At 68.4% G+C, this 25,315-nt stretch carries 25 protein-coding genes and 2 tRNA genes; 24 read left to right on the top strand and 3 right to left on the bottom strand.

Going from position 1 to position 25,315, the window contains the following annotated elements; all coding sequences use genetic code 11:
* From KL788_RS05165 to gltX, 4 genes are all read left to right on the top strand, one after another.
* Nucleotides 1-801: a fumarylacetoacetate hydrolase family protein gene (locus tag KL788_RS05165; protein ID WP_293169140.1), complete on the top strand. Its 801-nt coding sequence runs from the start codon at nucleotides 1-3 to the stop codon at nucleotides 799-801.
* 10 nt (nucleotides 802-811) lie between these two features.
* Nucleotides 812-2,134 (top strand): MFS transporter, encoded by a 1,323-nt coding sequence (locus tag KL788_RS05160; RefSeq protein WP_293169138.1) that lies wholly within the window; start codon nucleotides 812-814, stop codon nucleotides 2,132-2,134.
* Between the two features lie 122 nt (nucleotides 2,135-2,256).
* The gene (locus tag KL788_RS05155; RefSeq protein ID WP_293169137.1) at nucleotides 2,257-3,726 is read left to right on the top strand and encodes a cell wall-binding repeat-containing protein; all 1,470 of its coding nucleotides are present in this window, start codon (nucleotides 2,257-2,259) and stop codon (nucleotides 3,724-3,726) included.
* Between the two features lie 79 nt (nucleotides 3,727-3,805).
* Complete coding sequence (gene gltX / locus KL788_RS05150; RefSeq protein ID WP_293169136.1) at nucleotides 3,806-5,305, top strand: glutamate--tRNA ligase; 1,500 nt, start codon at nucleotides 3,806-3,808, stop codon at nucleotides 5,303-5,305.
* Here the strand turns inward: gltX and KL788_RS05145 are convergent.
* Entirely contained in the window at nucleotides 5,302-6,249 is a 948-nt protein-coding gene (locus KL788_RS05145; RefSeq protein ID WP_293169134.1) for a cytochrome b/b6 domain-containing protein, read from the bottom strand. The two genes, gltX and KL788_RS05145, sit on opposite strands and share 4 nt — an antisense overlap.
* A gap of 89 nt (nucleotides 6,250-6,338) precedes the next feature.
* On the opposite strand from KL788_RS05145, the gene KL788_RS05140 reads away from it, so the two are divergent.
* The 6 genes from KL788_RS05140 (at nucleotide 6,339) to KL788_RS05115 (ending at nucleotide 11,003) form a co-directional block, all read left to right on the top strand.
* Nucleotides 6,339-7,010 (top strand): hypothetical protein, encoded by a 672-nt coding sequence (locus KL788_RS05140; protein WP_293169132.1) that lies wholly within the window; start codon nucleotides 6,339-6,341, stop codon nucleotides 7,008-7,010.
* Between the two features lie 55 nt (nucleotides 7,011-7,065).
* Nucleotides 7,066-7,137: transfer RNA gene (locus KL788_RS05135), tRNA-Gln, on the top strand.
* 194 nt (nucleotides 7,138-7,331) lie between these two features.
* Nucleotides 7,332-8,042 carry a MerR family transcriptional regulator gene (locus tag KL788_RS05130; protein ID WP_293169130.1) on the top strand — a complete coding sequence of 237 codons (711 nt, stop codon included), beginning with the start codon at nucleotides 7,332-7,334 and terminating at the stop codon, nucleotides 8,040-8,042.
* Nucleotides 8,042-9,034 carry a hypothetical protein gene (locus KL788_RS05125; protein ID WP_293169128.1) on the top strand — a complete coding sequence of 331 codons (993 nt, stop codon included), beginning with the start codon at nucleotides 8,042-8,044 and terminating at the stop codon, nucleotides 9,032-9,034. The genes KL788_RS05130 and KL788_RS05125 overlap by 1 nt, the downstream gene beginning before the upstream one ends.
* A 20-nt stretch (nucleotides 9,035-9,054) precedes the next feature.
* The gene (locus KL788_RS05120) at nucleotides 9,055-10,518 is read left to right on the top strand and encodes a phytoene desaturase family protein (RefSeq protein ID WP_293169126.1); all 1,464 of its coding nucleotides are present in this window, start codon (nucleotides 9,055-9,057) and stop codon (nucleotides 10,516-10,518) included.
* Nucleotides 10,518-11,003, top strand: a complete 486-nt coding sequence (locus KL788_RS05115; protein ID WP_293169124.1) for an SRPBCC family protein — start codon at nucleotides 10,518-10,520, stop codon at nucleotides 11,001-11,003. Before KL788_RS05120 ends, KL788_RS05115 begins: the two co-directional genes overlap by 1 nt.
* Nucleotides 11,004-11,018: 15 nt before the next feature.
* On the opposite strand, the gene KL788_RS05110 is transcribed toward KL788_RS05115, so the two are convergent.
* Nucleotides 11,019-11,657: an MBL fold metallo-hydrolase gene (locus tag KL788_RS05110; protein WP_293169122.1), complete on the bottom strand. Its 639-nt coding sequence runs from the start codon at nucleotides 11,655-11,657 to the stop codon at nucleotides 11,019-11,021.
* A gap of 82 nt (nucleotides 11,658-11,739) precedes the next feature.
* Between KL788_RS05110 and KL788_RS05105 the strand changes: the two genes are divergently transcribed.
* The 14 genes from KL788_RS05105 to KL788_RS05040 all read left to right on the top strand — a co-directional run bounded on the left by KL788_RS05105 (nucleotide 11,740) and on the right by KL788_RS05040 (nucleotide 24,743).
* Nucleotides 11,740-12,021: a metal-sensitive transcriptional regulator gene (locus KL788_RS05105; RefSeq protein WP_293169120.1), complete on the top strand. Its 282-nt coding sequence runs from the start codon at nucleotides 11,740-11,742 to the stop codon at nucleotides 12,019-12,021.
* Between the two features lie 41 nt (nucleotides 12,022-12,062).
* Nucleotides 12,063-12,980, top strand: a complete 918-nt coding sequence (locus KL788_RS05100; RefSeq protein WP_293169118.1) for a diacylglycerol/lipid kinase family protein — start codon at nucleotides 12,063-12,065, stop codon at nucleotides 12,978-12,980.
* A 62-nt stretch (nucleotides 12,981-13,042) separates the two neighbouring features.
* Nucleotides 13,043-13,118: transfer RNA gene (locus KL788_RS05095), tRNA-Glu, on the top strand.
* Nucleotides 13,119-13,200: 82 nt separating this feature from the next.
* Nucleotides 13,201-13,587 (top strand): hypothetical protein, encoded by a 387-nt coding sequence (locus KL788_RS05090; RefSeq protein WP_293169116.1) that lies wholly within the window; start codon nucleotides 13,201-13,203, stop codon nucleotides 13,585-13,587.
* A 156-nt stretch (nucleotides 13,588-13,743) separates the two neighbouring features.
* Nucleotides 13,744-14,829, top strand: coding sequence for a TerC family protein (locus tag KL788_RS05085; RefSeq protein WP_293169114.1), 1,086 nt, complete (start codon nucleotides 13,744-13,746; stop codon nucleotides 14,827-14,829).
* Nucleotides 14,826-15,512 (top strand): TIGR00730 family Rossman fold protein, encoded by a 687-nt coding sequence (locus KL788_RS05080; protein WP_293169112.1) that lies wholly within the window; start codon nucleotides 14,826-14,828, stop codon nucleotides 15,510-15,512. The genes KL788_RS05085 and KL788_RS05080 overlap by 4 nt, the downstream gene beginning before the upstream one ends.
* Nucleotides 15,513-15,659: 147 nt before the next feature.
* Nucleotides 15,660-17,144 carry a 3-isopropylmalate dehydratase large subunit gene (leuC, locus tag KL788_RS05075; protein ID WP_293169110.1) on the top strand — a complete coding sequence of 495 codons (1,485 nt, stop codon included), beginning with the start codon at nucleotides 15,660-15,662 and terminating at the stop codon, nucleotides 17,142-17,144.
* A gap of 2 nt (nucleotides 17,145-17,146) precedes the next feature.
* Complete coding sequence (gene leuD / locus KL788_RS05070) at nucleotides 17,147-17,743, top strand: 3-isopropylmalate dehydratase small subunit (protein WP_293169108.1); 597 nt, start codon at nucleotides 17,147-17,149, stop codon at nucleotides 17,741-17,743.
* A gap of 31 nt (nucleotides 17,744-17,774) precedes the next feature.
* Entirely contained in the window at nucleotides 17,775-19,139 is a 1,365-nt protein-coding gene (gene murA / locus KL788_RS05065) for a UDP-N-acetylglucosamine 1-carboxyvinyltransferase (protein ID WP_293169106.1), read from the top strand.
* Between the two features lie 40 nt (nucleotides 19,140-19,179).
* Nucleotides 19,180-19,929, top strand: coding sequence for a lysophospholipid acyltransferase family protein (locus KL788_RS05060; RefSeq protein WP_293169104.1), 750 nt, complete (start codon nucleotides 19,180-19,182; stop codon nucleotides 19,927-19,929).
* A gap of 53 nt (nucleotides 19,930-19,982) precedes the next feature.
* Nucleotides 19,983-21,029, top strand: a complete 1,047-nt coding sequence (locus tag KL788_RS05055; RefSeq protein ID WP_428846129.1) for an NAD(P)H-dependent glycerol-3-phosphate dehydrogenase — start codon at nucleotides 19,983-19,985, stop codon at nucleotides 21,027-21,029.
* Nucleotides 21,030-21,176: 147 nt separating this feature from the next.
* Nucleotides 21,177-21,926 (top strand): alpha/beta fold hydrolase, encoded by a 750-nt coding sequence (locus KL788_RS05050; protein ID WP_293169102.1) that lies wholly within the window; start codon nucleotides 21,177-21,179, stop codon nucleotides 21,924-21,926.
* On the top strand, nucleotides 21,923-23,545 hold the full coding sequence (locus KL788_RS05045; RefSeq protein ID WP_293169100.1) for a Mur ligase family protein: 1,623 nt from the start codon (nucleotides 21,923-21,925) through the stop codon (nucleotides 23,543-23,545). Before KL788_RS05050 ends, KL788_RS05045 begins: the two co-directional genes overlap by 4 nt.
* Nucleotides 23,546-23,594: 49 nt before the next feature.
* Nucleotides 23,595-24,743, top strand: coding sequence for a hypothetical protein (locus KL788_RS05040; protein WP_293169098.1), 1,149 nt, complete (start codon nucleotides 23,595-23,597; stop codon nucleotides 24,741-24,743).
* A gap of 4 nt (nucleotides 24,744-24,747) precedes the next feature.
* Here the strand turns inward: KL788_RS05040 and KL788_RS05035 are convergent, their stop codons facing one another.
* A complete protein-coding gene (locus KL788_RS05035; protein ID WP_293169096.1) occupies nucleotides 24,748-25,281 on the bottom strand; it encodes a DUF3515 family protein in 534 nt (177 codons plus the stop codon).
* Between the last annotated feature and the right edge of the window lie 34 nt (nucleotides 25,282-25,315).

Raw genomic sequence — 25,315 nt, 5'->3', positions numbered from 1 at the left:
GTGAAGATCGCGCGTTTCAGCACCGGTGACGACCCTCGTTTCGGCATCGTCGACGACGACGAGCTCGTGGTGCTCTCGGGCGACCCGATGTTCCATGGTTACGAGACCACCGGTGAGCGCGTTCCGCTCTCTGACGCGCGCATTCTCGCGCCGGTCATCCCGCGATCGAAGGTCGTCTGCATCGGCATGAACTATGCCGCGCACGTGCAGTCGATGCAGTACGACGGTCCGCAGAATCCGCTCATCTTCTTGAAGCCGAACACCGCCGTGATCGGGCCCGACGAGCCCATCATCCTTCCGCCCGTCGACGGGCGCATCACCCACGAGGGCGAGCTCGTCGTCGTCATCGGAGCCGTGGCGAAGCGCGTCAAGAAAGAAGACTGGCGCGACGTCGTGTTCGGCTACACGATCGGCAATGACGTCTCGGCGCGCGACGTGATGTTCGCCGATGGCCAGTGGGCCAGGGCCAAGGGGTACGACACCTTCGCCCCGATCGGGCCCTACATTGAGACCGAGCTCGACCCGACGAACCTCGACATCGCGACGTTCGTCGATGGCGAGCCCCGCCGCACCGGCAACACGCGCGACATGATCTACGGGGTGCCCGAGATCATCGAATTCGTGAGCGATGCCTGGACTCTGCTGCCGGGCGACATCATCATGACGGGCACGCCCGACGGACTGGGCGGCTTCACCGACGGACAGACCGTCGAGATCACGATCGAGGGTCTCGGCACTCTGCGCAACCCTGCCAAGAATCGCGACGACCGCACCGACGACCGCAGCGTCGAACCGGCCTGACCGTCTGCCGATGACCACCCTCACCGCCGGGTCTGTCGCCGCGGTGCAGCGGCGCACCCGCACGGTGCTCATGATCGGTCAGGTGCTCGCCGGCCTGGGCATGGGGGCGACCCTCTCGATCGGTGCCATTCTCGCCGCCGAGATCTCGGGCTCTCCGGCGTTCAGCGGCATGGCGGCGACGATGGTGACCCTCGGGGCCGCCCTGGCGGCGATTCCGCTCGCTCGGCTCGCGCGGCGTGCCGGGCGGGCGCCAGCGCTGGCCACCGGTGCCCTGACGGCGGCGACGGGTGCCGTCATCGCGATCATCTCGGCGGGTGCGCAGAGTTTCGCCCTGCTGCTGCTGGGCATCGCCCTCATCGGCTCGGGCACGGCGGTGAACCTGCAGTCGCGCTTCGCCGCCGTCGACCTCGCATCGGTGTCAACCCGGGGTCGCGACCTGTCTCTCGTGGTGTGGGCGACCACCGTGGGTGCCGTCTCGGGGCCGAACCTCATCGGCCCCGGGGAGACTCTCGGCGCCTATCTCGGGTTGCCCGACCTCAGCGGACCGTTCCTCTTCACGGTGGTCGCGCAGAGCCTCGCCGCCGTGCTCTACCTGGTCGGCCTTCGCCCCGACCCGCTGCGGGTCGCGGCGGCCTGGCAGGCCGAGCAAGAGCGTGCGACGCGCGATGAGGCCGAGCGCACCGGCAGCGCGCCCCCGACGCCGACGATCGCCGTCGACGACCAGCCGGGCATCCGTCTGGCGATGCTCTCGATCGCTCTCAGCCACGCGACCATGGTCTCGGTCATGGCGATGACCCCGGTGCATTTGACCGCGCACGGGGCGAGCCTCGTGATCGTTGGCTTCACGATCAGCCTGCACATCGCGGGCATGTACGCCTTGTCGCCCGTCTTCGGCATTCTCGCGGATCGCGTCGGACGTCGCACGACGATCGCTCTGGGCCAGGGGATGCTCGCCGCGAGCCTGCTGATGACCGGCTTCGGCGCCGAGAGCGAGGGCTGGGTCGTCGCCGGCCTCATCTTCCTCGGTCTCGGATGGAGTGCGAGCACGGTGGCGGGCTCGGCTCTGCTGACCGAATCTGCCCGACCTGATCGTCGACCCATCGTGCAGGGGCGCAGCGATCTCGTCATGAGCGCCAGCGGTGCGCTGGGCGGTGCGCTGGCTGGTGTCGCGCTGGCGCTGCTCGGGTACTCCGGACTCTCATTCCTGACGATGGCGCTCGTCGCGACGGTCGTCGTGGCACTTGCGGTGACGCGCCGAGCACGTTCCCGCCCGTTCCCAAGCCCGTCGACACCTGCAGAAGCGAAGAACGTTCGCCCCGCGAATAGGGGGTAGCCCCACCCCTCGGCTTCTCGGCGAGCCTCACCTAGAGTGGAGAAGCGTCGAGGCAGGGGGTCTCGACGCATCGCGGTACGGCGGGGGGCGTCGTCTGCGATTCGCTGGGTTCGGGGGGAACCGTGAAAACGCACATCGCGATCGCAGTAGCGCTCTCTGCACTGCTCGTCATGCCGTCGGTCACCGCAACGGCGGCGCCCGAGGTCGACGACTCGGTTCCGGGCCTTGAGTCGTCGACCGACTACAGGGCTGCTGACACAGCGGGCTCGTTCGACGCGGCATCCACTCTGATGCCCACCGCAGGTGTCTACGAGTCGGAGCGGGCCCTGATTCTGCAGCAGACGAACACTCTGCGCGCCCAAAACGGCCTGCCGCCACTGCGCTTGAACGCGGCTCTCAACGACATCGCACAAGACTGGTCGGTGCGCCAAGCACAGGCGTCGGCCATGTCGCACCGGCCGAACTTCCACCTGCTGTACCCCGCGGGCTGGTCGCGCGCGTCAGAGAATGTCGCCGCGGGCTACAGTCCGACCTCGGTCGTGAACGCCTGGGCCGGGTCGCCGGGCCACCGGGCGAACATGCTGTCGAGCAGCACCGACATCGGCATCGGGGTTGCCGCGAGTTCGACGGGGCGGCTCTACTACACGCAGAACTTCGGGCGGTACACCTCGGCGCCGCCGACGCCGCCGGGCGATGTCAATCGCATCTCCGGAAACGACCGCTTCGCGACCTCGGCGCAGATTTCGGCGCGAACCTTCGGACCGGGGGTGAGCACGGTATACGTGGCGAATGGCTACGGCTTCCCTGACGCCTTGAGCGCGGCAGCACTCGCGGGTGCCGCAGCGGGCCCTCTGCTGCTCGTCTTGCGCGACAGCGTTCCCTCGGTGATTCTCAGCGAGTTGCGCCGGCTGGACCCCGATCGCATCGTGGCGGTGGGTGGCACGGGAGTGATCTCCGACTCGGTGATGGCCACTCTGCGCACCGTCGCCCCTGATGTCGATCGAGTTCTCGGTTCTGATCGATTCGAGACCTCGCGCAACCTCGCTCGCGATGCCTACGGTCAGAGCGGCTCGGCGGTCGTCTATGTGGCGACCGGCTACGGCTACGCCGACGCGCTCGCCGCGGGCCCCGCTGCGGCTTCGGTCAGTGCACCCGTGGTTCTCGTGCCCGGTGATGATGGCGAGGCCGATGCGGCAACGCTGAGCCTGCTCCGTGATCTCTCGACCGATCGCGTGGTGATCGTCGGCGGCGTCGGTGCTGTGAGTGCCGGCATCGAGCAGTCGCTCGCCCGTGCGGGTCTGACCGTCGAGCGCATTGCCGGCGCTGATCGCTACGCCACGGCTGCGTTGATCGGTGCCCGACACTTTCCTGACGCCACCCGCAGCTACCTGGCCACCGGCAGCGGCTTCGCTGACGCTCTCTCGGGCGGGGCCGCGGCGGGCGCCCTGGGTGCACCGCTCTTCACCGTGCTCACGGGCTGCGTGCCGAGCGGCGCCTACGCTGCGCTGATCAACCAGCGGCCAGACGACCTCGTGCTTCTGGGTGGTCTGGGTGTGCTGACGCCGAACGTCGCCGGGTTCTACCGCTGCTGAGCCGAAGAGCTCGAGGGCGGTCGAGCAGTGAGCGGGCATCCGGTCGGCGTTCTTTCGTGAGCACCTAGACTTTTCAACCGTGACCAGCCCCACCTTCTCGACCGCGACCGGCGCCGACGTGCGCGTTCGGTTCTGCCCGTCTCCGACCGGAACCCCGCACGTCGGGCTTATTCGCACAGCCTTGTTCAACTGGGCGTACGCGCGGCACACGGGCGGCACAATGATCTTCCGCATCGAAGACACCGATCAGGCGCGCGACAGCGAAGAGAGCTACCACCAGCTGCTCGACGGCCTGCGCTGGCTCGGCATCGACTGGGATGAAGGCGTCGAAACGGGCGGGCCGAACGAGCCCTACCGCCAGTCGCAGCGTGGCGAGATCTATACGGGCGTCATCGAGCAGCTGCGCGCGAGCGGGCACCTCTACGAGAGTTTCCTGACGGGCGACGAGATCGAGGCGAAGAACCTCGAGCTCGGTCGCGACCCGAAACAGGGCTACGACAACTGGGAGCGCGACCTCAGCGACGAGCAGAAGGCCGCCTACCGCGCCGAGGGCCGCGAGCCCGCGCTGCGGCTGCGGGTGCCCGACACCGACTTGAGCTTCACCGACCTGGTGCGCGGCGAGATCACCTTCCCGGCAGGCAGCTTCGTCGACTTCGTCGTGGTGCGGCCGAACGGCGCGCCGCTCTACACCTTCGTCAACCCGGTGGATGACGCGCTCATGGGCGTCACCCACGTGCTGCGCGGCGAAGACTTGCTGTCGTCGACCCCGCGGCAGATCGCGCTCTACCACGCGCTCATCGAGGTCGGCGTGGCGAGCGCGATTCCGCAGTTTGGCCACCTGCCGTATGTGACGGGCGAGGGCAACAAGAAGCTGTCGAAGCGCGACCCCGAGTCGAGCCTCTTCCACCACCGCGACCGCGGCTTCATCCGTGAGGGGCTGCTCAACTATCTCTCGCTGCTCGGCTGGTCGCTCGCGGCCGACCGCGACGTCTTCACGATGGACGAGATGACGGCCGCCTTCGACGTCGCCGACGTCAACCCCAACCCCGCGCGGTTCGACGTGAAGAAGGCCGAGGCCATCAACGGCGACCACGTGCGGCGGCTCTCGCTCGATGAGTTCGTCGAGCGCAGCATTCCGTACTGCAGCGGCGCGGGCCTCTTCAACGACGTTCCGCGCCCGGCCGAGCGCGCTCTGCTGACGGCCGCCGCTCCGCTGGTTCAGGAGCGCGTCGCGCTGCTGGGCGAGGTGCCGGGTATGGTCGCGTTCTTGTTCACGACTGACGACGATCTGACGATCGAAGCGGATGCTCGCGCCTCGCTCGACGCCGACGCGGCCGCCGTGCTCGATGCTGCACTAGCCGCGCTCGAGTCGCTCGAACCATTCGAGCCCGAGCCCATCGAGGCAGCGCTGCGCGCCGCCCTCATCGATGGTCTCGGGCTCAAGCCGCGCACCGCCTTCGGGCCGCTCAGGGTCGCCGTCTCGGGTCGGCGGGTGAGCCCGCCCCTGTTCGAGTCGATGCAGCTTCTCGGCCGCGACTCGACGCTGGCCCGGCTCAGGGCGCTGCGCGCGACTCTCTAGCGCGGCTTCTCGGTAGCAGGCGCGGCAGGCATGCGCCGCACGTCGGCGACGCGCTCGGCGATCGCCACTTGCGCGGGCGGACGTAGCAGCACCCATGCCAGGGCCATGACGACGACCGACACCCCGAACACGATGGCCCCGAGCCAGCTCTCGCCGTCGTCGATGCCGAGATACATCGCATTGAGGTTGCGGCGCGCGCCGGTGAGCAGCACCAGGCCGACGTGCACGACCGTGAACGCGAGGTAGAACCAGAGCACGAGAGAGTGCGTCTGCCGCGCCCACGCGTCAGAGAGCGCTCCGCGGGTACGCATCCACTTCTCGGGCCAGACGGGCGAGAGGCGCAGCCCCGTGGCGAGCGCGAGTGGCGCGGCCACGAACACGGTGGCGCCGTAGAACAGCACCTGCAGGCTGTTGTAGTACGCCCAGCTCGTGTGCGCGGGCCAGTTGAGCGAGAGGTATTGCACGCCGGCTGAGATCGCGTTCGGCACGACTGACCACTCGGTGGGCACGATGCGCGCCCAGTGCCCGGTCACGAGCAGCAGAGCCACGTAGACGAGGCCGGTCGCGATCCAGAGCGCGACGACGACGAGGTGCCACCAGGTGTGCAGCCCCAGGCGCTTCGGGGGGTTCGCCGTGCGGGGCAACCGGTTGCGGCGAGTCACGAAGGCGATCGGGCGTGCCTTCGATCGCAGGTGCAGGGCCGAGCTCACGATGAAGAGCAGGAAAAACCCGTTGAGAAAGTGGGTCCAGCTGAGCCAGGCCGGAAAACCCTCCGGTGTACCGGGCGGCGGGGCAACCGAGCCGGGAAACTCGGCGATGAACGCGGCGCCGGTCGTCGAATCCCGCCACCAGCGGGCGATGAGGATGCTCGCCGCGAGTACGAGCACAGCAACAACAACGGCCACCACGAGGGCGCGGCGGTTGCGGGGTCTCGCGTCGGGCACCCCTCTACGGTAGTCGGCGGCGGGTGGGGGAGCGGTGAGGGTGGGCACAGCATCCGGAGGTCGTGTCGACGCCGTGGGAGACTGGGGTCATGACCCTGCTGAACCCGCACCGCCCCGAGTGGGTGCGCTGGATTCCCGCGGTCATTCTCTCGATCATCATCCTCGGCGTCGTACTCTTCGCCCTCATCGCCGGGCCGCGCATCGCCGCAGGCCCCGGCCCCGCTCAAGAGGGCCAGGTCACCGATCTCAACTGGTCGGTCTTCACCGACGACGGTCTGCAGTTCATCGAGAGCGCGCGTACCCCGCGCATCGACCTGAGTTCGCCGCCCGTCGACGCCGTCGAGATCGGCCTGCCGGCCGACGGGTCGCTCACGGTTGGTCCGCATCAGACCGGCCTCGACTACCGGCTCGTGCTCATCGCGACCGATGCCGAGCCGAACGGCGCCCTGTTCACGACGCCGCAGTTCACCGTGAACTCTTCCGGTGGTCGACTCGAATCGGTGCGCGTCGAAGAGCGCGGGGCCTTCACGTTCCGCGAAACCTTCCTCGCCGTGAGCGAGCGAGCTCCCGACTTCGGCTACACGCCGCCAAGCTCGCAGCAGCTCGCGCAGGCGGTGACAGATGCACGCGAGAGCGGTCGGCCGGCCGTCGTGCGCACAGACCGCGGCCTCGACGCCGGCATGGGCGTCGTCGCCGAGACCACGTGCTTCGGCGGCGGCTTCTGCCAGCTGTCGTTCATCGTGACACCGGCCGTAGGGTAAACTCGCAACTCGGCCCGGTCACGGGCCGCCTCAGCGCCGGCCCTGGTCGCGCTGATGGGGTGTGGTGTAATTGGCAACACGGCTGATTCTGGTTCAGTTGTTCTTGGTTCGAGTCCAGGCACCCCAGCTTCGACAGTCTTCTTCTGCAGCGGCGCGCGGCTCTTCGTGCCGCTCCCGGTGCGGAGCGCTTTCTCTCGTGCCCTGTGCCTACGGCGGCATGTGCCGCGCGAGGCGCACTGCGACGACGACACCAGCGTTCCTTTCAGCATGGCTATCAAAGAATATAGACACTGCCACTATCGATAGTGGTACTATCTGTGCATGAGGATGTCCGAGCTCAGTGCCACGACCGTCACACCCGTGCCGACGCTCAAGTTCTACCTGCGTGAGCGTCTGCTGCACGCGGGTGAGCGAACGAGCCCCAACCAGTCGCAGTACGACGAGACCCACGTGGAGCGGGTGCGCCTGGTGCGCGCCCTGCTCGAGGTCGGTGGATTGAGCGTCGCGCAAGCAGCTTCCGTCATCGCCGCGCTCGAGGCCGAGCTGCCGCTGTCGAGCGTCTTCGGGGTGGCGCAGCGTGCGGTGAGCATCCCCGCCTCGATCGCGGCCGACGAGATGGATGCTGAAGCCGCGCCCACCGTGGGCGCGACCCTCGTCGCCGAACTGTGCGAACGTCGCGGCTGGCGCGTGTACCCCAACAACCCCGGTCTCGCGCTCGCGGCCCGAGTGCTCGACACCTACGCCGAACTCGGACTCGAGGGCATCACGACCGCCGTGCTCGAGCCTGGTGCTGATGCCGCGCAGCTCGTTGCCGGCGCCGACCTCGCGGCCGTCGCCAGTGCGGCACCCGACACCGCGGCCATGACGCGCATCGTCGCCGTCGGCACGGTGCTCGGCGACAGTCTGCTGGCGGGGCTGCGGCGCATCGCCCAAGAGGCCGAGTCGTTTCGCCGCTTCCCGTTGCCCGAGGGCGCGCCCGCGCCCGATCCACTCACTGCCGCCGCGATCGCGGCCCACCTCGAGGACTGCTGATGATCACCACTCCCACCCCCGCCACCGACTGGCGTCTTGACCTGCCGCCAAGCCGCTGGCACCGCCCGCTGCTCGTGCTCGGCCTCCTGCTCGCGGGGCTCACCATCGCGACGCTCGTCGGCTGGCTCGTCGACGATCGGGAACTGCTCGGCGTGAACCTGTGGGAGAAGCCCCTGAAGTTCGCGATCTCAGGCACGATCTACGCCGTGACCTGGGCGTGGATCATCGGCCACTTCACGCGCTGGCAGCGCGCCGCGTGGTGGGCGGGCACCGTCATCGCGGTGACCCTCGCGATTGAGCTCGTCGTCATCGTCGGCGCGGCTGCCGCCGGCATCACGAGCCACTTCAACGTGTCGACCCCGCTGGCCACGACCCTCTGGTCGATCATGGCGACGGCGATCACGACGCTGTGGGTCGCCACGTTCGTCGCTGCTGTCGCCCTGTGGCGCAACCCCGGTGCCGACCCTGCTCGCCAAGCGGCGATTCGCACCGGTGTCGCGATCTCACTGCTCGGCATGGGCCTCGCCTTTCTCATGACGGGCCCCACCGCCGATCAACTCAATGACTTCCAGGGCATCGCAGGTGCCCACGCGGTCGGCGTCGCCGACGGCGGCCCCGGACTGCCTCTGCTGGGGTGGAGCACGATCGGAGGCGACCTGCGTATTCCGCACTTCATCGGCATGCACGCCCTACAGGCTCTGCCGCTGCTCGCGCTGCTGCTCGAACTCGGTGCGCGCCGGGTGCCCTTGCTGCGCGACGCGATCGTGCGTCGAGCCCTCGTGCTCACGGGAGCGGGCGCCTACCTCGGCGTCGTCGGTCTGGTCACGATGCAGGCCTTGCGCGGCCAGTCGATCGTGGCGCCGGATGCCCTCACGCTGTCGATCGGCATCGCCATCGCCGCGCTGGCTCTCGCCGTGTCGTTCGGGGTGGTCGCCGCGGGATCGCGGCGGCAGAGACTGGCATCCCCTGTGAACTCGGCCACAAGAGGGTGACCTCGCCGTAGGTTCGAAGCATGACGTCGCACACGGCAGCCGTGGTCGGGTCGGGCCCCAATGGGCTCGCCGCGGCCGTCGTGCTCGCGCGCGCGGGAATCCGCACGACGGTGTACGAGGCCGCCGATTCGATCGGCGGCGGTGGGCGCTCCGCAGAACTGACCGTGCCGGGCTATCGGCACGACATGGGCTCGGCCGTGCATCCGCTCGCCGTCTCGTCCGGGTTCTTCCGTCGCTTCGAGCTCAGCAAACGCATCGAGCTGGTGACCCCCGAGATCTCGTACGCCCACCCGCTCGATGACCGCCCGGCGGCGATCGCCTATCGCGACCTTCAGCACACTGCCGAGCAGCTCGGCGTCGACGGTCAGGCGTGGCACCGGTTGTTCGCGCCTCTCGTCGATCGAGCGCAGAAGGTTGCGCAGTTCACGGGCTCGTCACTGTTGCGCATCCCCGCGCATCCGCTCACGACGGCGATCTTCGGGCTGCGCGCGCTCGAGCAGGGCAGTCTGGCCTGGAACCTGCGATGGCGCGACGCTGCAGCGCCTGCGCTGCTCTCGGGGGTGGCTGCGCACTCGGTGCGGCCGATGCCGTCGCTCTCGACCTCGGGTACGGCCTTCGCTCTCGCCACGGCGGCCCACGGCGGCGGGTGGCCGATTCCGATCGGCGGCAGTCAGGCCATCATCGATGCTCTCGCCGACGACCTGCGCGCACACGGCGGCTCGATCGAGACCGGGGTCGAGATCACCGACCTCGCTCAGCTCGGGCCGGTCGATGCGGTGCTCCTCGATACCACCCCGCGTGCGCTCGTGCGGCTCACCGGTGACGCGCTGCCGAGCAGCTATCGCGCGCGCATGCTCGCCTATCGCCACGGCGACGGCGTCGCGAAGGTCGACTTCGCGCTGAGCGGCCCCGTGCCGTGGTCAGAGCCGGCGCTGCGCGACGCCCCGACTTTGCATCTCGGCGGTAGCCGTGAGCGCATCGCCGCCGCCGAAGCGGCCGTGGCGAGCGGTCGGCACGCCGACGACCCCTACGTGCTCGTTTCTCAGCCCTCGGTGGTCGACACCTCGCGAGCGCCCGCCGGCCACCACGTGCTGTGGAGCTACACGCACGTGCCGCACGGCTCGACACTCGACCAGACCGAGGCGATCATCCGTCAGATCGAGCGGTGGGCGCCCGGATTTCGCGACGTCATCATCGCGTCGTCCAGCGCGACGGCGATGGACATGCAGCGGCAGAACGCGAACTACATCGGGGGCGACATCGCGACCGGCGCCGCGACGCTGTGGCAACTCGCGGCGCGCCCGACCCTCTCGCTCGACCCGTGGCGCACGCCGATGCCCGGTGTGTACCTCTGCTCGTCTGCCACGCCGCCTGGACCGGGAGTGCACGGGCTCGCGGGCGCCTACGCGGCGCGGTCGGCACTGCGTCACGAATTCGGCATCGAACGGCTTCCGTTTCTGGGAGTCGGCAAGGGGGAGAACTGATGGCCCGCACGACCCGACTACTGCAGTGCCCGCCCGAAGCCGTCTTCGCGGTGCTCGCCGACGGATGGACCTACCCCTCGTGGGTGGTCGGAGCGTCACGCATGCGAGCCGTCGACGAGAACTGGCCAGAACCCGGTGCGCGCATCTTTCACTCGGTCGGCGTCTGGCCGGCCCTCATCGATGACGAGACGGAGGTCACCGAGTGGAACGCGCCGCATCGCGCAGCGTTCATCGCCCGTGGCTGGCCGATCGGCGAAGCCCGCATCATTATCGAGGTGAGGCCGCATCGGCAGGGCTGCGTGGTGCGCATGCACGAGTACGCGGTGCGAGGTGCCCTGCAGTACGTGCCGCGCGTGCTCACTGACCCGCTGCTCGACTTCCGCAACCGTGAGGCACTGCATCGGCTCGGCTACTTGGCCGAAGGGCAGTGGGTCAACGACGAGACCGAAGAGCGGTCGACCCCCGAAGAGCGCGGCGACGCCTAGCGGGTGAACGACGGGTCAGTCGAGCTCGAGCGTCTCACCCGGCTGCAGCACCGTGACGCGCCCGCCGTGCGATTCGACCACGTGCGTGATGCGCGCGTTCGCCATGGCGTTGCCGGCGTCGGAGTTGACGCGCTCGTGCGTCGGGAACGCGTGCCGCGGTCTGACCGCGTCGAGGTAGTCCATGACCTCGCCGATCTTCAGCCACGGCGCGCTCGAGGGCACGGCGAGCACGGGCACCTCGCCTGTGGGCACCGTGTACGAATCGCCGGGGTAGTAGAGCGTCTCGTTGACGAACACGCCCACGTTGTCGACGATAGGAATCGAGCGGTGGATGGTCGCGTGGTGCCCGCCGAAGAAGGCGAGCGCGAACGGACCGGCGGAGCGCACGTCGCCACCGTCGACGATCTGCCAGTGGTAGTCGGGATGCGCGGTCGCCACCCCGGCCGGAGCGAACAGCTCGACGGGCCCGGGCGCGTCGGCCAGCAGGCGGTCGAGGTGCTCGCGCGTCACATGGTCGCCGTGCTCGTGCGTGATGACGATCGCGGCGAGGCCCGTGACGGCGAACGGGGCGGTGAAACTGCCGGGGTCGATGACGAGGGCGGCGCCGCTCTGCTCGACGACGAGGCAGGCATGCTCGCGCTTGGTGATGTTCATGGCGCCACCCTACTCAGCGCTTCTGCGTGAGCAAGGGTGTCGCGCGTGCGCACGACAGACCCCCTGGGGGTATGCTGGCGGCGTGATCGACGACATCAAGAAGCGAGCCTTGCACCGTTCGCGCATTCTGCAGGGTCAATTGCGCGGCATCGAGAAGATGATCGAGAACGAAGAGTACTGCGTCGACATCATCACGCAGTCGCTCGCCGTGCAGAAGAGCCTGCGCAGCCTCAACAAGCTGCTGGTCGAAAACCATTTGCGCACCCACGTCTCCGACATGTTCGACGAGGGCGGTGACGCGCGCGAGAAGGCGGTCGCCGAGCTGCTGGCGGTGTTCGAGTTGCAGCAGAACCGCGGCACCTGAGCCGAATCGCCTTCGCTTCGGTAGCGCGCCATAATCAGCGCATGACATCGTCGTCGAAGCGCATCGTCGTCGCCATCAACCCGAACGCCTCGTTCGGTCGAGGGCGCGAGGTCGGCCCCGCCGTCGTGACCACGCTGCGCGGCCTCGGCCATGAAGTCACGAGCCTCATCGAGCCCGACTTCGCTCAGCTTCTCGACGCGACCCGCGCGGCGGTGCGCGAGAAGCCAGACGCGCTCGTCGTCGTCGGCGGCGACGGCATGGTCAATCTGGGCGTGACGGCCCTCGAGGGCACGAAGGTGCCCCTCGGCCTTGTGCCGAGCGGCACCGGCAATGACGTGGCACGCGGTCTGAGCATCCCGATCGACGACACCGAGGCGGCCATCGAGGCCCTCGTGGCTGCGCTCGATCGCCCGCCCCGAGTCATCGATGCCGGCACGATCTCGTTCGGCGGCGGGGATGAGCCGCGGGGCCACGCTCGATTCGGTTGCATTCTGTCGGCAGGCTTCGATGCGCTCGTCAACGAACGGGCCAACCGCATGACGCGACCCCGAGGGCGCAGCCGCTACACGATCGCGCTGCTCGTCGAGCTCGCCAAGCTGCGACCGATCGAGTACACCGTGACGCTCGATGGTGTCGTGCACACCGAGCGCGCCATGCTCGTGGCCGTCGCGAACAACCTCTCGTTCGGCGGGGGAATGAAGGTCGCGCCAGCGGCGAGTCTCGACGACGGACTCTTCGACGTCGTGCTCGTGCGGCCTCTCGGCAGACTCGCGTTCTTGCGCATCTACCCGCGCGTCTTCGCCGGCACCCACGTCACCGACCACCGGGTCGTCGTGCACCGAGCGCGCTCCGTGCGCGTCGTGGCCGAGGGCGTGGTGGCCTACGCAGACGGCGAGCGCATCGCGCCGCTACCAGTCGACATTGAGATGGATGCGGGCAGTCTGCGCGTGCTGGCATAAGCCGCCGGCCCCGGTTTTGCCGGGGTATCGGCGCTGTGGCATACTCGTACGGTTGCAGCCGCGGCCCCATCGTATAGCGGCCTAGTACGCCGCCCTCTCACGGCGGTAACGCGGGTTCGAATCCCGCTGGGGTCACCACATCCGCAACGAACACCAGCACCACGAGAAGCCTCCGGAAGCGGAGGCTTTTTTCGTGCCACCGCGCAGGTAGTCTGGCCGCATGTCTCGCCTGCGCATGCTCGCTGCCGCACTCTCACTCACGCTCGTCATCGCGGTCTCCGGGTGCGCGAGCATTGAGCAGCTCTTGGCGGGCCCGTCGACGGGTGAACCGCTCATCGGCACGAGCTGGTCGGGCACTGACTCTGATGACGACGAGTGGGGAATCCTGTTTCAGGAGGATGGCACGATCGGCCTGACCCTCAACGGCAATGAGTACGACGACCCGACCGACACGTGGGCCGTGGCAGACGAGATGCTCACGATCTCGATCGCGTTCACGACGGGGGAGGCGACGATGGTCGGACCGTACACCGACGGCGCGACGTCGATCGACCTCGACGGCGAGCAGGGCGACGCGACGTGGACCCTCACGATCGAGCAGGACTAGCCGTCGCGACGGGCTAGGCTGGCCCGCAGCGAAGGGGAGTATCCCACCCTCGTCGATCCCGTCACCACGGTTTGCAGCGTTGCGAGCCCGGGTTCGACGCCGCGGTAGCGCGGGGGAGAGACTTTCGACCGTGACCGACCCTTCCGAAAGGCTCCCGTGAGCGACTTCGTCATTCCCGCCTGGTTCGAGATCAGCTCGCTCATCGTGCTGAGTGTGATCCTCGTGCTCGACCTGCTGCTCGTCGTGCGCAGGCCGCACGTGCCGAGCCCGAAAGAGTCGGGGCTGTGGGTCGCGTTCTACGTGACCCTTGCCCTCATCTTCGCGGGCCTCATGTTCGTCGTCGTGGGCCCCCAGGCCGGCGGCGAGTTCGTCGCCGGCTGGCTGACCGAGTACAGCCTGTCGATCGACAACCTCTTCGTCTTCGTCATCATCATGGCTCAATTCGCCGTGCCCAAGAAGATGCAGCAAGAGGTGCTGATGATCGGCATTATTCTCGCCCTCCTGTTCCGGGGCATCTTCATTCTGCTCGGCGCCGCGCTCATCGAGAACTTCAGCTGGATCTTCTACATCTTCGGCATCTTCCTGCTCATCACTGCGGCTCAGCAGGCGTTTTCGGGCCGCGAAGACGACGAAGCCCGCGAGAGCGCCCTCATTCGTGTCTTGCGCAAGCGCATCGCGATCACCGACGACTTCCACGGCATGAAGCTGCGCGTGAAGATCGATGGTCGACGGCTGTGGACCCCCCTGCTCATCGTGCTTATCGCCATCGGCACGACCGATGTCATCTTCGCGCTCGACTCGATTCCGGCCATCTTCGGCATCACGCAGAGCCCGTTCATCGTCTTCACGGCGAACATCTTCGCCCTCATGGGGCTGCGCCAGCTCTACTTCTTGCTCGGCCACCTCGTCGACAAGCTCGAGTACCTCAAGTACGGCATTGCCTTCATCCTCGCCTTCATCGGCGTGAAGCTGATCTTCCACGCCATGCACGAGAACGAGTTGCCGTTCATCAACGGTGGTGAGCACATCGAATGGGTGCCGGTCATCGACACGGTGACGTCGCTGCTGGTCATCGTGGCGGCCATGGCAGTCGCGGTGGTCGCGAGCCTGGTGAAGCTTCGCGTCGAGAACCGTTACATTCCGACCGCGCTCGCCCGCGCCACCGATGATGATGATGACGATGACTCGGTCGCCCCACCCGAGAGCGGGGTCAACGCGGTTTCAGAAGAGACCCGGTCGTGATTCCGCACCCCACAGAGGGCCAGTTTCTTTCCGGTCAGGTCACGAGCGCAGAGAATCGCGAATGGCTCGCGAGCGTCGAGCGCGAGTTCGAGAAGGCCTTCAGCACTCTCGACGGCATGCGCCTGGGGGTGTCGGTGTTCGGCTCGGCGAGGGTCGCCCCCGAGCATTCGCGCTATGCCCTCGGTGTCGAGGTCGGCCGCCGCATCTCTGACGCGGGGTTCACGGTCATCACGGGTGGCGGGCCCGGGCTCATGCAGGCAGCGAACCAAGGAGCCGCTGAAGCCGGAGCTCGATCGATCGGCCTGACGATCGAACTGCCCCGTGAAGAGAAGCCGAACCCCTATGCCGAGATCGTGCTGCCGTTCGAGCACTTCTTCGTGCGCAAGACCGTGTTCGTGCGCTACTCGTGCGCCTTCGTCGTGCTGCCGGGCGGATTCGGAACGCTCGACGAGCTGTTCGAATCGCTCACGCTCATTCAGACCGGCAAGCTGCACGACTTTCCGGTGATTCTCATCGGCACCGAGTTCTGGACGCCCGCCCTCGAGTGGCTGCGCGACTCTCTGCTGGCGGCAGGCACGATCTCGCCCGGCGACCTCGACCTCATCACGGTGACCGACGACCTCGACGAGATGATCACCGTCATTCAGGCGTGCGTCGAGTGCCACACCCCGCCGCCCGCCTGACCGTGGCCCCAGTGATAGCCTGAGCAGATGCACCGCGCGCGGCTTCTTCTTCGTCGCCGCGGCGAGTCCTGATCACCCCAGGTCGCACTCTCGCCGCGGAGTTTCGACGCGGCCGCATCGCAACCCCGCAAGAAGGGTGATTTCCCCATGAACGACGCAACACCGCACCTGCACCGCCCCCGCACTCTGGCCGAGAAGGTCTGGGATGCGCATCTTGTCGCCAAGGGCGAGAACGGCGAGCCCGACCTGCTCTACATCGACCTGCACCTCGTGCACGAGGTCACGAGCCCGCAGGCCTTCGACGGACTGCGCATGGCCGGTCGGCCCGTGCGTCGCCCCGATCTGACGATTGCGACCGAAGACCACAACACGCCAACGCTCGCGATCGACAAGCCCATCGCTGAGCCCACGAGCCGCAAGCAGATCGAGACCCTTCGCGCCAACTGTGCCGAGTTCGGCGTGCGCCTGCACTCGCTCGGCGATATCGAACAAGGCATTGTGCACGTCGTCGGCCCGCAGCTGGGTCTGACGATGCCGGGCATCACTGTCGTGTGCGGCGACTCGCACACGAGCACGCACGGCGCGTTCGGTGCCATGGCGTTCGGCATCGGTACGAGCGAGGTCGAGCACGTGCTCGCCACCCAGACGCTGCCGCTCACGCCGTTCAAGACCATGGCGATCACGGTCGAGGGCGAGTTGAAGCCCGGAGTCACGGCGAAAGACATCATTCTCGCCGTCATCGCCAAGATCGGCACGGGCGGCGGACAAGGCTATGTGCTCGAGTACCGTGGCTCGGCCATCCGTGCACTGTCGATGGATGGCCGCATGACGATCTGCAACATGTCGATCGAGGCGGGTGCGCGGGCCGGCATGGTCGCTCCCGACGAGACGACCTACGCCTATCTGAAGGGCCGACCGCACGCGCCCCAGGGCACCGACTGGGATGCGGCCGTCGAGTACTGGAACACGCTCGCGACCGATGACGATGCCGTCTTCGACGCCGAAGTGTTTCTCGACGCCAACGAGCTCGAGCCATTCGTCACCTGGGGCACCAACCCCGGCCAGGGTGTCTCGCTCAGCCAGTCGGTGCCCGACCCGTCGACGATCATCGACCCCAACGAGCGCGCGGCGGCCGAGCGCGCGCTCGAGTACATGGCGCTCGAACCTGGCACCCCGATGAAGAAGATTCCCGTCGACGTCGTCTTCATGGGCTCGTGCACGAACAGTCGTCTCGACGACCTGCGAGCGTTCGCCTCGATCATCAAGGGTCAGAAGAAGGCCGACGGTGTCGACGTCATCGTGGTGCCCGGTTCTGCCCGCGTGCGACTCGAGGCCGAAGCCGAGGGCATCGACAAGGTGGTGGAGGCGTTCGGAGGAGAGTGGCGTTTCGCCGGATGCTCGATGTGCTTAGGCATGAACCCTGACCAGCTCGAGCCCGGCCAGCGTTGCGCCTCGACGAGCAACCGCAACTTCGAGGGTCGCCAGGGCAAGGGCGGCCGCACCCACCTCGTGTCGCCGCTCGTGGCGGCGTCAACCGCGATTCGCGGCACGTTGTCGAGTGTGAGCGACCTGATTGCTGACGGCGTTGCCGTCGACCCGCGCTTCGCGACAATCGAAGGGGCACAGGTTTAGTCATGGAGAAGGTCAGCACGATCACGGGCGTCGCGGTGCCGTTCCGTCGCAGCAACGTCGACACCGACCAGATCATCCCCGCCGTGTTCCTCAAGCGGGTCACGAAGACCGGCTACGACGATGCGCTTTTCTCGGCGTGGCGCCAAGACCCCGACTTCATCTTGAACAAGCCCGAGTACGCGAACCCGCGAATCCTCATCGCCGGCCCCGATTTCGGAACCGGGTCGAGTCGCGAGCACGCGGTGTGGGCACTGCGTGACTTCGGCTTCGCGGCCGTGATCAGTCCGAAGTTCGCCGACATCTTCCGCGGCAACGCTGGTAAGCAGGGTCTGCTCGTGGGCGTGATCGACGAGCCGACCGTCGAGAAGCTGTGGGCCGAACTCGAGGCGAGTCCGGGTATGGAGGCGACCGTCGATCTCGAGGAGCGCACCGTGACGGTCGGGAATATCACGGTGCCGTTCGAGATTGACGACTACACCCGGTGGCGCTTGCTCGAAGGCCTCGACGACATCGGCCTGACCCTGCGTGACGAGCAGGCCATCACCGACTTCGAGTCTCGTCGCGAGAGTTGGCGACCCACCACCCTTCCCGCCCGCTGAGGGCCGACCGACACCACCACCGTAAGGTCTCATGAATTCGCTCTCAAAAGACTCGCAGAAGGCTGCCGCACGCGTCGGCCTCACGTCTGACTCCATCGTCATCCACGGCGGCAAGCCATTGCGCGGCCGCATCGAGGTGCGCGGCGCGAAGAACCTCGTCACCAAGGCGATGGTCGCCGCGCTGCTTGCCGACACCCCGAGCGTTTTGCGCGGCGTACCCGAGATCAGCGACGTGCACGTCGTGAGCGGTCTGCTCAAAGCGCACGGCGTCGAGATCACCTCGACAGCGCCGGGCGAGCTCACGCTTGACACGAGCAACGTCGTCGGTGCGCATTTCGCCGAGATCGACGCGCACGCCGGGTCGAGCCGCATTCCGATTCTGTTCTGCGGGCCTCTGCTGCACCAGCTCGGTGAGGCCTTCATTCCCGACCTGGGCGGCTGCCGCATCGGCGACCGCCCCATCGACTTCCACCTCAACGCGTTGCGCGCGTTCGGGGCGATCGTCGAGAAGTCGCACCAGGGCATCCACCTCACGGCGCCGCAGAAGCTCGTGGGAGCGCACATCGAACTGCCCTTCCCGAGCGTCGGAGCGACCGAGCAGGTGCTGCTCACGGCTGTTCGCGCCCAGGGCACGACCGAGCTTGTCAACGCGGCCATCGAGCCCGAGATCATGGACCTCATCGCGATTCTGCAGAAGATGGGCGCGATCATCTCGGTCGAGCCGAATCGCGTCATCGTCATCGAGGGCGTCGAGACCCTGCGCGGCTACACCCACACCGCGATCGGAGACCGCAATGAGGCCGCGAGCTGGGCGGCGGCGGCGCTTGCGACAAAGGGTGACATCACCGTCGGTGGTGCGAAGCAGCAAGAGCTCATGACCTTCTTGAACGTCTACCGCAAGGTCGGGGGCGAGTTCGAGGTGCTCGACGACGGCATTCGCTTCTGGCACCCCGGCACGCCGCTCAAGCCGGTCATGATCGAGACCGACGTGCACCCCGGCTTCATGACCGACTGGCAGCAGCCGCTCATCGTCGCGCTCACGCAGGCCGAAGGCGAGTCGATCGTGCACGAGACCGTCTATGAGAACCGGTTCGGCTTCACCGAGGCGCTCAACGAGATGGGTGCGAACATCGTCGTGCACCAGGCTGGCATCGCGTCGATCACGCGTCGTGTGCCGCGCCGCCCGCTCGAGCAGGCCGCCGTCATCACGGGGCCGACGCCGCTGCACGGCGCATCCGTTCGGGTTCCCGACTTGCGGGGCGGCTTCAGCCACCTCATTGCGGGCCTCGCCGCGTCAGGCACCTCGACGATCAGCAACGTCGGCATCATCAGCCGGGGCTACGAGCTGTTCATCGACAAACTGCGAGCCCTCGGGGCCGACTTCGAACTCGTCTGAGTCTTCTCGCGCTACGCCGCGCACGCACTACCCTTGACCCGTGCCTGACTCTGCAACGAAGCCGAAGCGTCGCCGCGAGAAGACGCTCTTGTGGCACTCGATCGCCGCGCTCTGCCTGCCCCTGCTGACCCTGATGGCGCGCTACCCGGTCGTCGACGGCGAGAAGCTGCCGAAGACCGGTGCCTTCATCCTCGCCCCGAACCACTACAGCGAGATCGACCCCGTCATTATGGGGCGCTTCATGTGGAAGCTCGGGCGGGTGCCGAGGTTTCTCGCCAAGGCGAGTGTCTTCAAGGTGCCGGTGCTAGGGGCGATCCTGCGCTGGTCGGGGCAGATTCCGGTCGAGCGCGATGCGCGGTCGGATGCTCCGCTCAAGGCGGCGCAACAGCTCGTTGATCGCGAGCTCGCGGTCATCATCTACCCCGAAGGCAGCCTCACCCGCGACCCCGACCTGTGGCCGATGCGCGGCAAGAGCGGTGCCGTGCGCATGGCCCTGCAGGCCGGCGTACCCATCGTTCCCGCGGCGCACTGGGGCACCCAGCAGATCATGGCGCGCTACTCGAAGAAGATCAGCTTCTTTCCGCGCAAGACCATCTACTGCAAGATCGGCGACCCCGTCGACCTGAGCGACCTCGCCGGGCGGCCTCTCGACCAGGCGACGCTCGCTGAGGGCACCGACCGGGTCATGGCTGCTATCGCCGCCCTGCTGGGCGACCTGCGCGGCGAGACGCCTCCGGCTGAGCGGTGGGACCCGATCAAGAACGGTCAGAGCGAGACGGGGCGCCTGTGAGCGCGGCGCCGGGCGACCGTGCGGTCGACAGCGGCGAGACCGAGCATCCACCGCTGACCGAAGCCATCTCGGTGCCGTCGGCGGCTGCCGGCCCGGGTGCCCTGCGCATCGCGGTGCTCGGTGCCGGTTCGTGGGGCACGACCTTCGCCAAGGTGCTCGCCGACGGCGGTGCTGACGTGCTCGTGTGGTCGCGGCGGCGCGAAGTTGCCCACGAGATCACCGAGACCCATCGCAATTCGGGCTACCTGCCGGGCATCAACCTGCCGAGCAACCTGCGCGGTCACGACTCGCTCGAGCACGTGCTCGCGGGCGCGCAGCAGGTCTACCTCTCGGTGCCGAGCCAGAGCCTGCGCAGCAATCTCGCGTCGATCCGCGACATTTTGCCCGCCGAGGTGCCGATCGTCAGTCTCATGAAGGGCGTTGAGCGCGGCACGGGCCTGCGCATGAGCGAGGTCATCGAGGGCGAGCTCGGCGTCGAGCGCGAGCGCATCGCCGCGGTGAGCGGGCCAAACCTCGCACTCGAGATCGCGCGGCGCGAGCCGACGGCGGCAGTCGTGGCCAGCATCCATCACGAGACGGCGGTCGCAGTCGCGCAGGCTGCCACCAACGACTACTTCAGAACGTTCGTCAACACCGACGTCATCGGCACCGAGTTCGGCGGGGTGCTCAAGAACCTCATCGCCGTGGCGGTGGGCATCGCCGACGGCGTCGGATACGGCGAGAACACGAAGGCCTCCATCATCACGCGCGGGCTCGTCGAGCTCACCGACTTCGCCGTCGCCTTCGGCGCGCGGCCCGAGACGATGATCGGCCTCGCCGGGCTGGGCGACCTCATCGCCACGTGCGAGTCGCCGCTCTCGCGCAACAACGCCGCCGGTCGCCTGCTGGGGCAGGGCTACGGCTTCGAGCAGGTCATCGCGCAGATGAACCAGACGGCAGAAGGCCTCGCCTCGGTGGGGCCGATTCTCGAGCTGGCCGCCACCAAGGGCGTCTCGATGCCCATCGTGGCCCAGGTGGCACAGGTGCTCGACGGCACGCTCGACCCGCGCGAACTCGCGCCGCACCTCGCGACCGACTCTGACGAGCCCCAGGCGGAGTAGTCGCAGCTACGAGCCCACCAGCCTGAGCGGCCCCGGCGCATCTCTCACCGCTTGCGACACCTCGCACGCATTGTTCCGTGCGACGTGTCGCAAACAGTAAGGCGCAGCACCGCAGGTCGGCGGCCCAGCCCTCGGTAGGCTTGCAGGGTGATCACCTCTCTCGCCGGCGGCCGCGTGCTGGCCGAGAAGCACGGTGCGACGCCGCCCCGGGTGGTGGCGCTGCACGGCTGGGGACGCGACGGCACCGACTTCGCGACGGTGCTCAGCGGGCTCGATGCGGTGAGCATCCACTTGCCCGGTTTCGGCCCGGCGCCCGCCCCCGACGACGTGTGGGGCACCGAAGACTATGCCGATCTCGTCGCCGAGGCGATCGCTGCCTACGCCCCCATCGTGATTGTCGCCCACTCTTTCGGCGGCCGGGTAGCGGTGCGGCTCGCAGCCCGCCGACCTGAGCTCGTGCGCGCCCTCGTGCTCACGGGTGTGCCTCTCGTGCGCCTCGCACCGCCGACCCGTCCTCCGCTGGCCTTCCGCCTCGCGCGCTGGGCGAACGCGCGCGGCCTGCTGAGCGATCAACGAATGGATGCTCTGCGCAACGAGCGCGGCTCAGCCGACTACCGCGCCGCTCACGGAGTCATGCGCGGCATCATGGTGCGTGCCGTGAACGAGAACTACGACGACGAGCTGGCAGTGCTGGCGGGCACGACGCTGCCGATGCGCTTCGTGTGGGGTGCTGCCGACACTGCGGCGCCGACTGACGCCGGCCGTGTCGCGGCCGAGCGAGCGGGCGCGCCGTTCCGCACTGTCGACGGCTGCGCGCACCTGCTGACCGGCGACCTCGAGCTCGCCGTGCGCGAAGAGCTGCTGTCGGTGCTTGCCGAGACCGAGGAGCCCGCGTGATCGACCTGCTGCTGAGCTGGCCAGTTCTCGCTGCGCTGGCACTGGGTGCAGTGGCCGGGGTGCCTGTCGCTGCCCGTTGGTTGCGCGTTGCCCAGCGCGAGCACTACGTGCCCGGCTCTGTCTCGCGCATGGCGTGGCTCTGGGTCATACGTGAGCCCGCAACGGGCCCCGCTCTCATTGTCGCGGGCCTTGCCATCGTGATCCCTCTGACACTTCTCCTCTCGCTCGGCGATGCAGCGCCCTTGCTCGCCGTCAACCCGCTCGCCTTCGCGGCCATCGTGCTGCTCTCACTGCTGCCTTTTGGACTGTCGCCGCGCGGCACGTCGAAGAAGCTCGCGTTCACCGGGCGCCTGAAGCGGCTGCTGATCACCTGGGTGGTGGTGCACCTCGTCGTGGGCATCCTGCTGACGATCGTGCTGGGCGCCGCGGGGCCCGCCCTCACCCTGTTGCTGAGCGCACCGCTCACCGACCTCGCGCTCGCGATCATGGCGCCGATCGAGAAGGCAGCGTCGCAGCGCTACGTGACGCAAGCGCAGGCGCGCCTCAAGCAGACCGGGTCGCGCGTCGTGGCGATCACCGGCTCGTACGGCAAGACGAGCACGAAGAACTACGTCGCCCACCTGCTGAGCGCGGCCTTCACGACCGTCGCGAGCCCCGCCTCGTTCAACAATCGCCTCGGTCTTGCGCGTGCCGTCAACGACAGGCTCGTGCCCGGTACCGAGCTGTTCGTCGCCGAGATGGGAATGGCCGCGCCTGGTCAGATTGCCGAGCTCTGCCGCCAGTTTCCGCCCTCGATCGCCGCGATCACCGTCATCGGTGAAGGCCACTTGCAGCGCATGCGCACGACCGACGCGATTCTGCGCGAGAAGTCGTCGATCACCGAGCTCGCGCCCGTCGTCGTGCTGCCGATCGACGACCCGCGCCTGGCGGCGCTCGCCGAGCAGTGCCGCGCGGCTGGAAAGACGGTCGTCACGACGACGTGCCGCGACGGGGTCGACGCCGACATTGCGCTGACGCCGCCCGCCGATGGGGCAGCGGATGCTGCGCCCTGGTCGATCCGCCTCGGCGAGGGCGCCGAGCCCGTGCCCGTGAGCATCGGCGGCACGGGGCATGCGGTGAACGTCGCAGTCGCCGCGGGTATTGCGCTCGCGGCCGGGGTGCCCGTGGCGGCGATCGCGGCCAGGCTCGGCGACCTGCCCGGCTCGCAGCACCGCGCTGAAGTGCAGCAGGCTCCGACTGGCGCGCTCGTGATCGACGACACCTACAACGCGAACCCCGTCGGGTCGCTCCGCGCCCTCGAGGGCGCGGCATCCCTCGCTGCCGAACGCGGAGGCCCGCTCGTGGTCGTCACGCCCGGCATGGTCGAGCTCGGGCCCGTGCAGGTCGAGCGCAACTGTGCCTTCGGCGCCGCGATCGGCGCGGCCAACGGGCTGCTCTTCGCGGTCGCGCGCACGAATCGTGCAGCCCTGCTCGCGGGCTACGCCAGCACGGCCACGAGCGAGGCCCCGGGAGCCATCGCCGTCGACACTCGCGAGGCCGCCGTCGCGCGCGCGGTCGAGGCCGCGGGTGACCGGGGCGTTATCCTCTACGAGAACGATCTGCCCGACCACTACCCCTGAACGGCCGCTCGGGCACGACTGCCGCGGCCACCGACAAACTGAGGTGAACATGGCGGGTTCCGCCCCCTGGGCCGTCGTCTTCGGCGGCCCGAGCCCCGAGCACGAGATCTCGATCCTCACCGGTCTGCAGGCCGAGCGAGTGCTGACAGCCGCCGGTCACAGTGTCGTGCCGATCTACTGGTCGCCGACGGGGGAGTGGTTCCGCGTGCCCGACGCCACCGAGGCGAAGGACTACCTCGCGGGCGCACCGCAGGGCTCGACCCCGCTCGAGGCGCGCATCTCGGGCGAGCCCGGCCTGTACCGCCGCAAGAAGCTCGGCTCAGAGCGCCTCGAGATCGAGGCCGCACTGCTGTGCCTGCACGGCGGCGTCGGCGAGGGCGGCGGCGCGGCCGCGGTGTTCTCGCTGCTGGGCATCCCCGCCACGGGCTCGACGCTCTTCGCGGGCGCGGTCGGCATGGACAAGCTCGCCTTCGGTGGCCTCATGCACGCAGCGGGCATCCCGTCGCTGCCGCGCGAAGCCGTCTCGACCATTGTCGAACCGACGTTCGCGGGCCCCTACATCGTCAAGCCGCGCTTCGGTGGCTCGTCGATCGGCATCGAAATCGCCGACGATGTGGATGCTGCGCGCGCGCTCGCCGCGACAAGCGTTCACCTGCGCACGGGCGCGGTGGTTGAGCCCTACCGCCCCGAACTCGTCGACCTCAACATCGCCTTCCGCACCTACCCCTCGCTCGAGATCACGCAGCTCGAAAAGCCTCTGCGCGGCGAGAAGGGCAGCGCGGTTTACTCGTATGCCGAGAAGTACCTCGCCGGTGGCGCGGGTGCCGAGGCGGGCTTCATGAGTGCTCCGCGCGAGTTTCCGGCTGCGGTGCCCGATGCCGTGCACGCGGCGGCCCGGTCGCTCGCGGAACGCGTCGCCGAAGTCACACGTCTCACGAGCATCGTGCGCGTCGACCTGTTGCTCGACGAGAAGACGGGCGAGTTGTTCGTCAACGAAGTCAACTCGATTCCCGGCGCCCTCTCGCTGTACCTGTGGGCTCCGCAGCAACCGGCCGCGACCGTGCTCCTCGACGCTCTCACCGAGGCGCGCGACCGCCGTGTGGTGTTCGCGCAGGCCGGCTTCGGTGGCGGTGCCGCACTGCGCGCCGCGGGCGGAATCGCGGGCAAGCTCGTCGGGCTCGACGGCCCGCGCGCCTGAGCGGCTAGGGCGTCGGCTCCGGGGTCGGCTCGGCCGTAGGGCTCACTGACCCGCCGCCGAAGACGTCGGTCGCGGCGAGGCACCGGGCATCCGCATCCACGACCGCGACGGCCTCGCTGAGGGTGCGCACGGCGTCGGCTCCCGCGATGTAGGTGATGTCGACGATGATCTCGGTCACGGGCGTGCGGCCGTAGGTCGTGAACACGTAGCGCGGAGCATTCGACTCGTCGAGCAGCCAGTCGACTCCGTCGACGTCGAAGCACGGCAGATCGCTCGGGCCCTGCTCGGGCAGCCCGCACCGGTAGATGACGGCGGCGGGGTCGCCCCACGCGGCGGTCGCCTGTGCGTTCGTCGTGCGCCGATCGAGGTCGCCGACCCGGTCGGGAACGCGCACAGAGATCGCCGCGCACTCAGGATTGTTCGCATCGGGCCCGGGCTCGAGCGGCACGGTGCCCGCGCACCCGGCGAGCGCGAACGCGGCGACGAGAGCCACGACGGATGCCCGGCGGGCTCGAGCGGAAACGGTGCGTGTCGACATCGGCACCACGCTATCGCGGCGAGGGTGTGCGAAC

It is taken from the genome of Microcella sp. (genome assembly GCF_019739195.1).
GTDB lineage: Bacteria > Actinomycetota > Actinomycetes > Actinomycetales > Microbacteriaceae > Microcella.
This window is presented reverse-complemented; position numbering and strand designations above follow the sequence as displayed.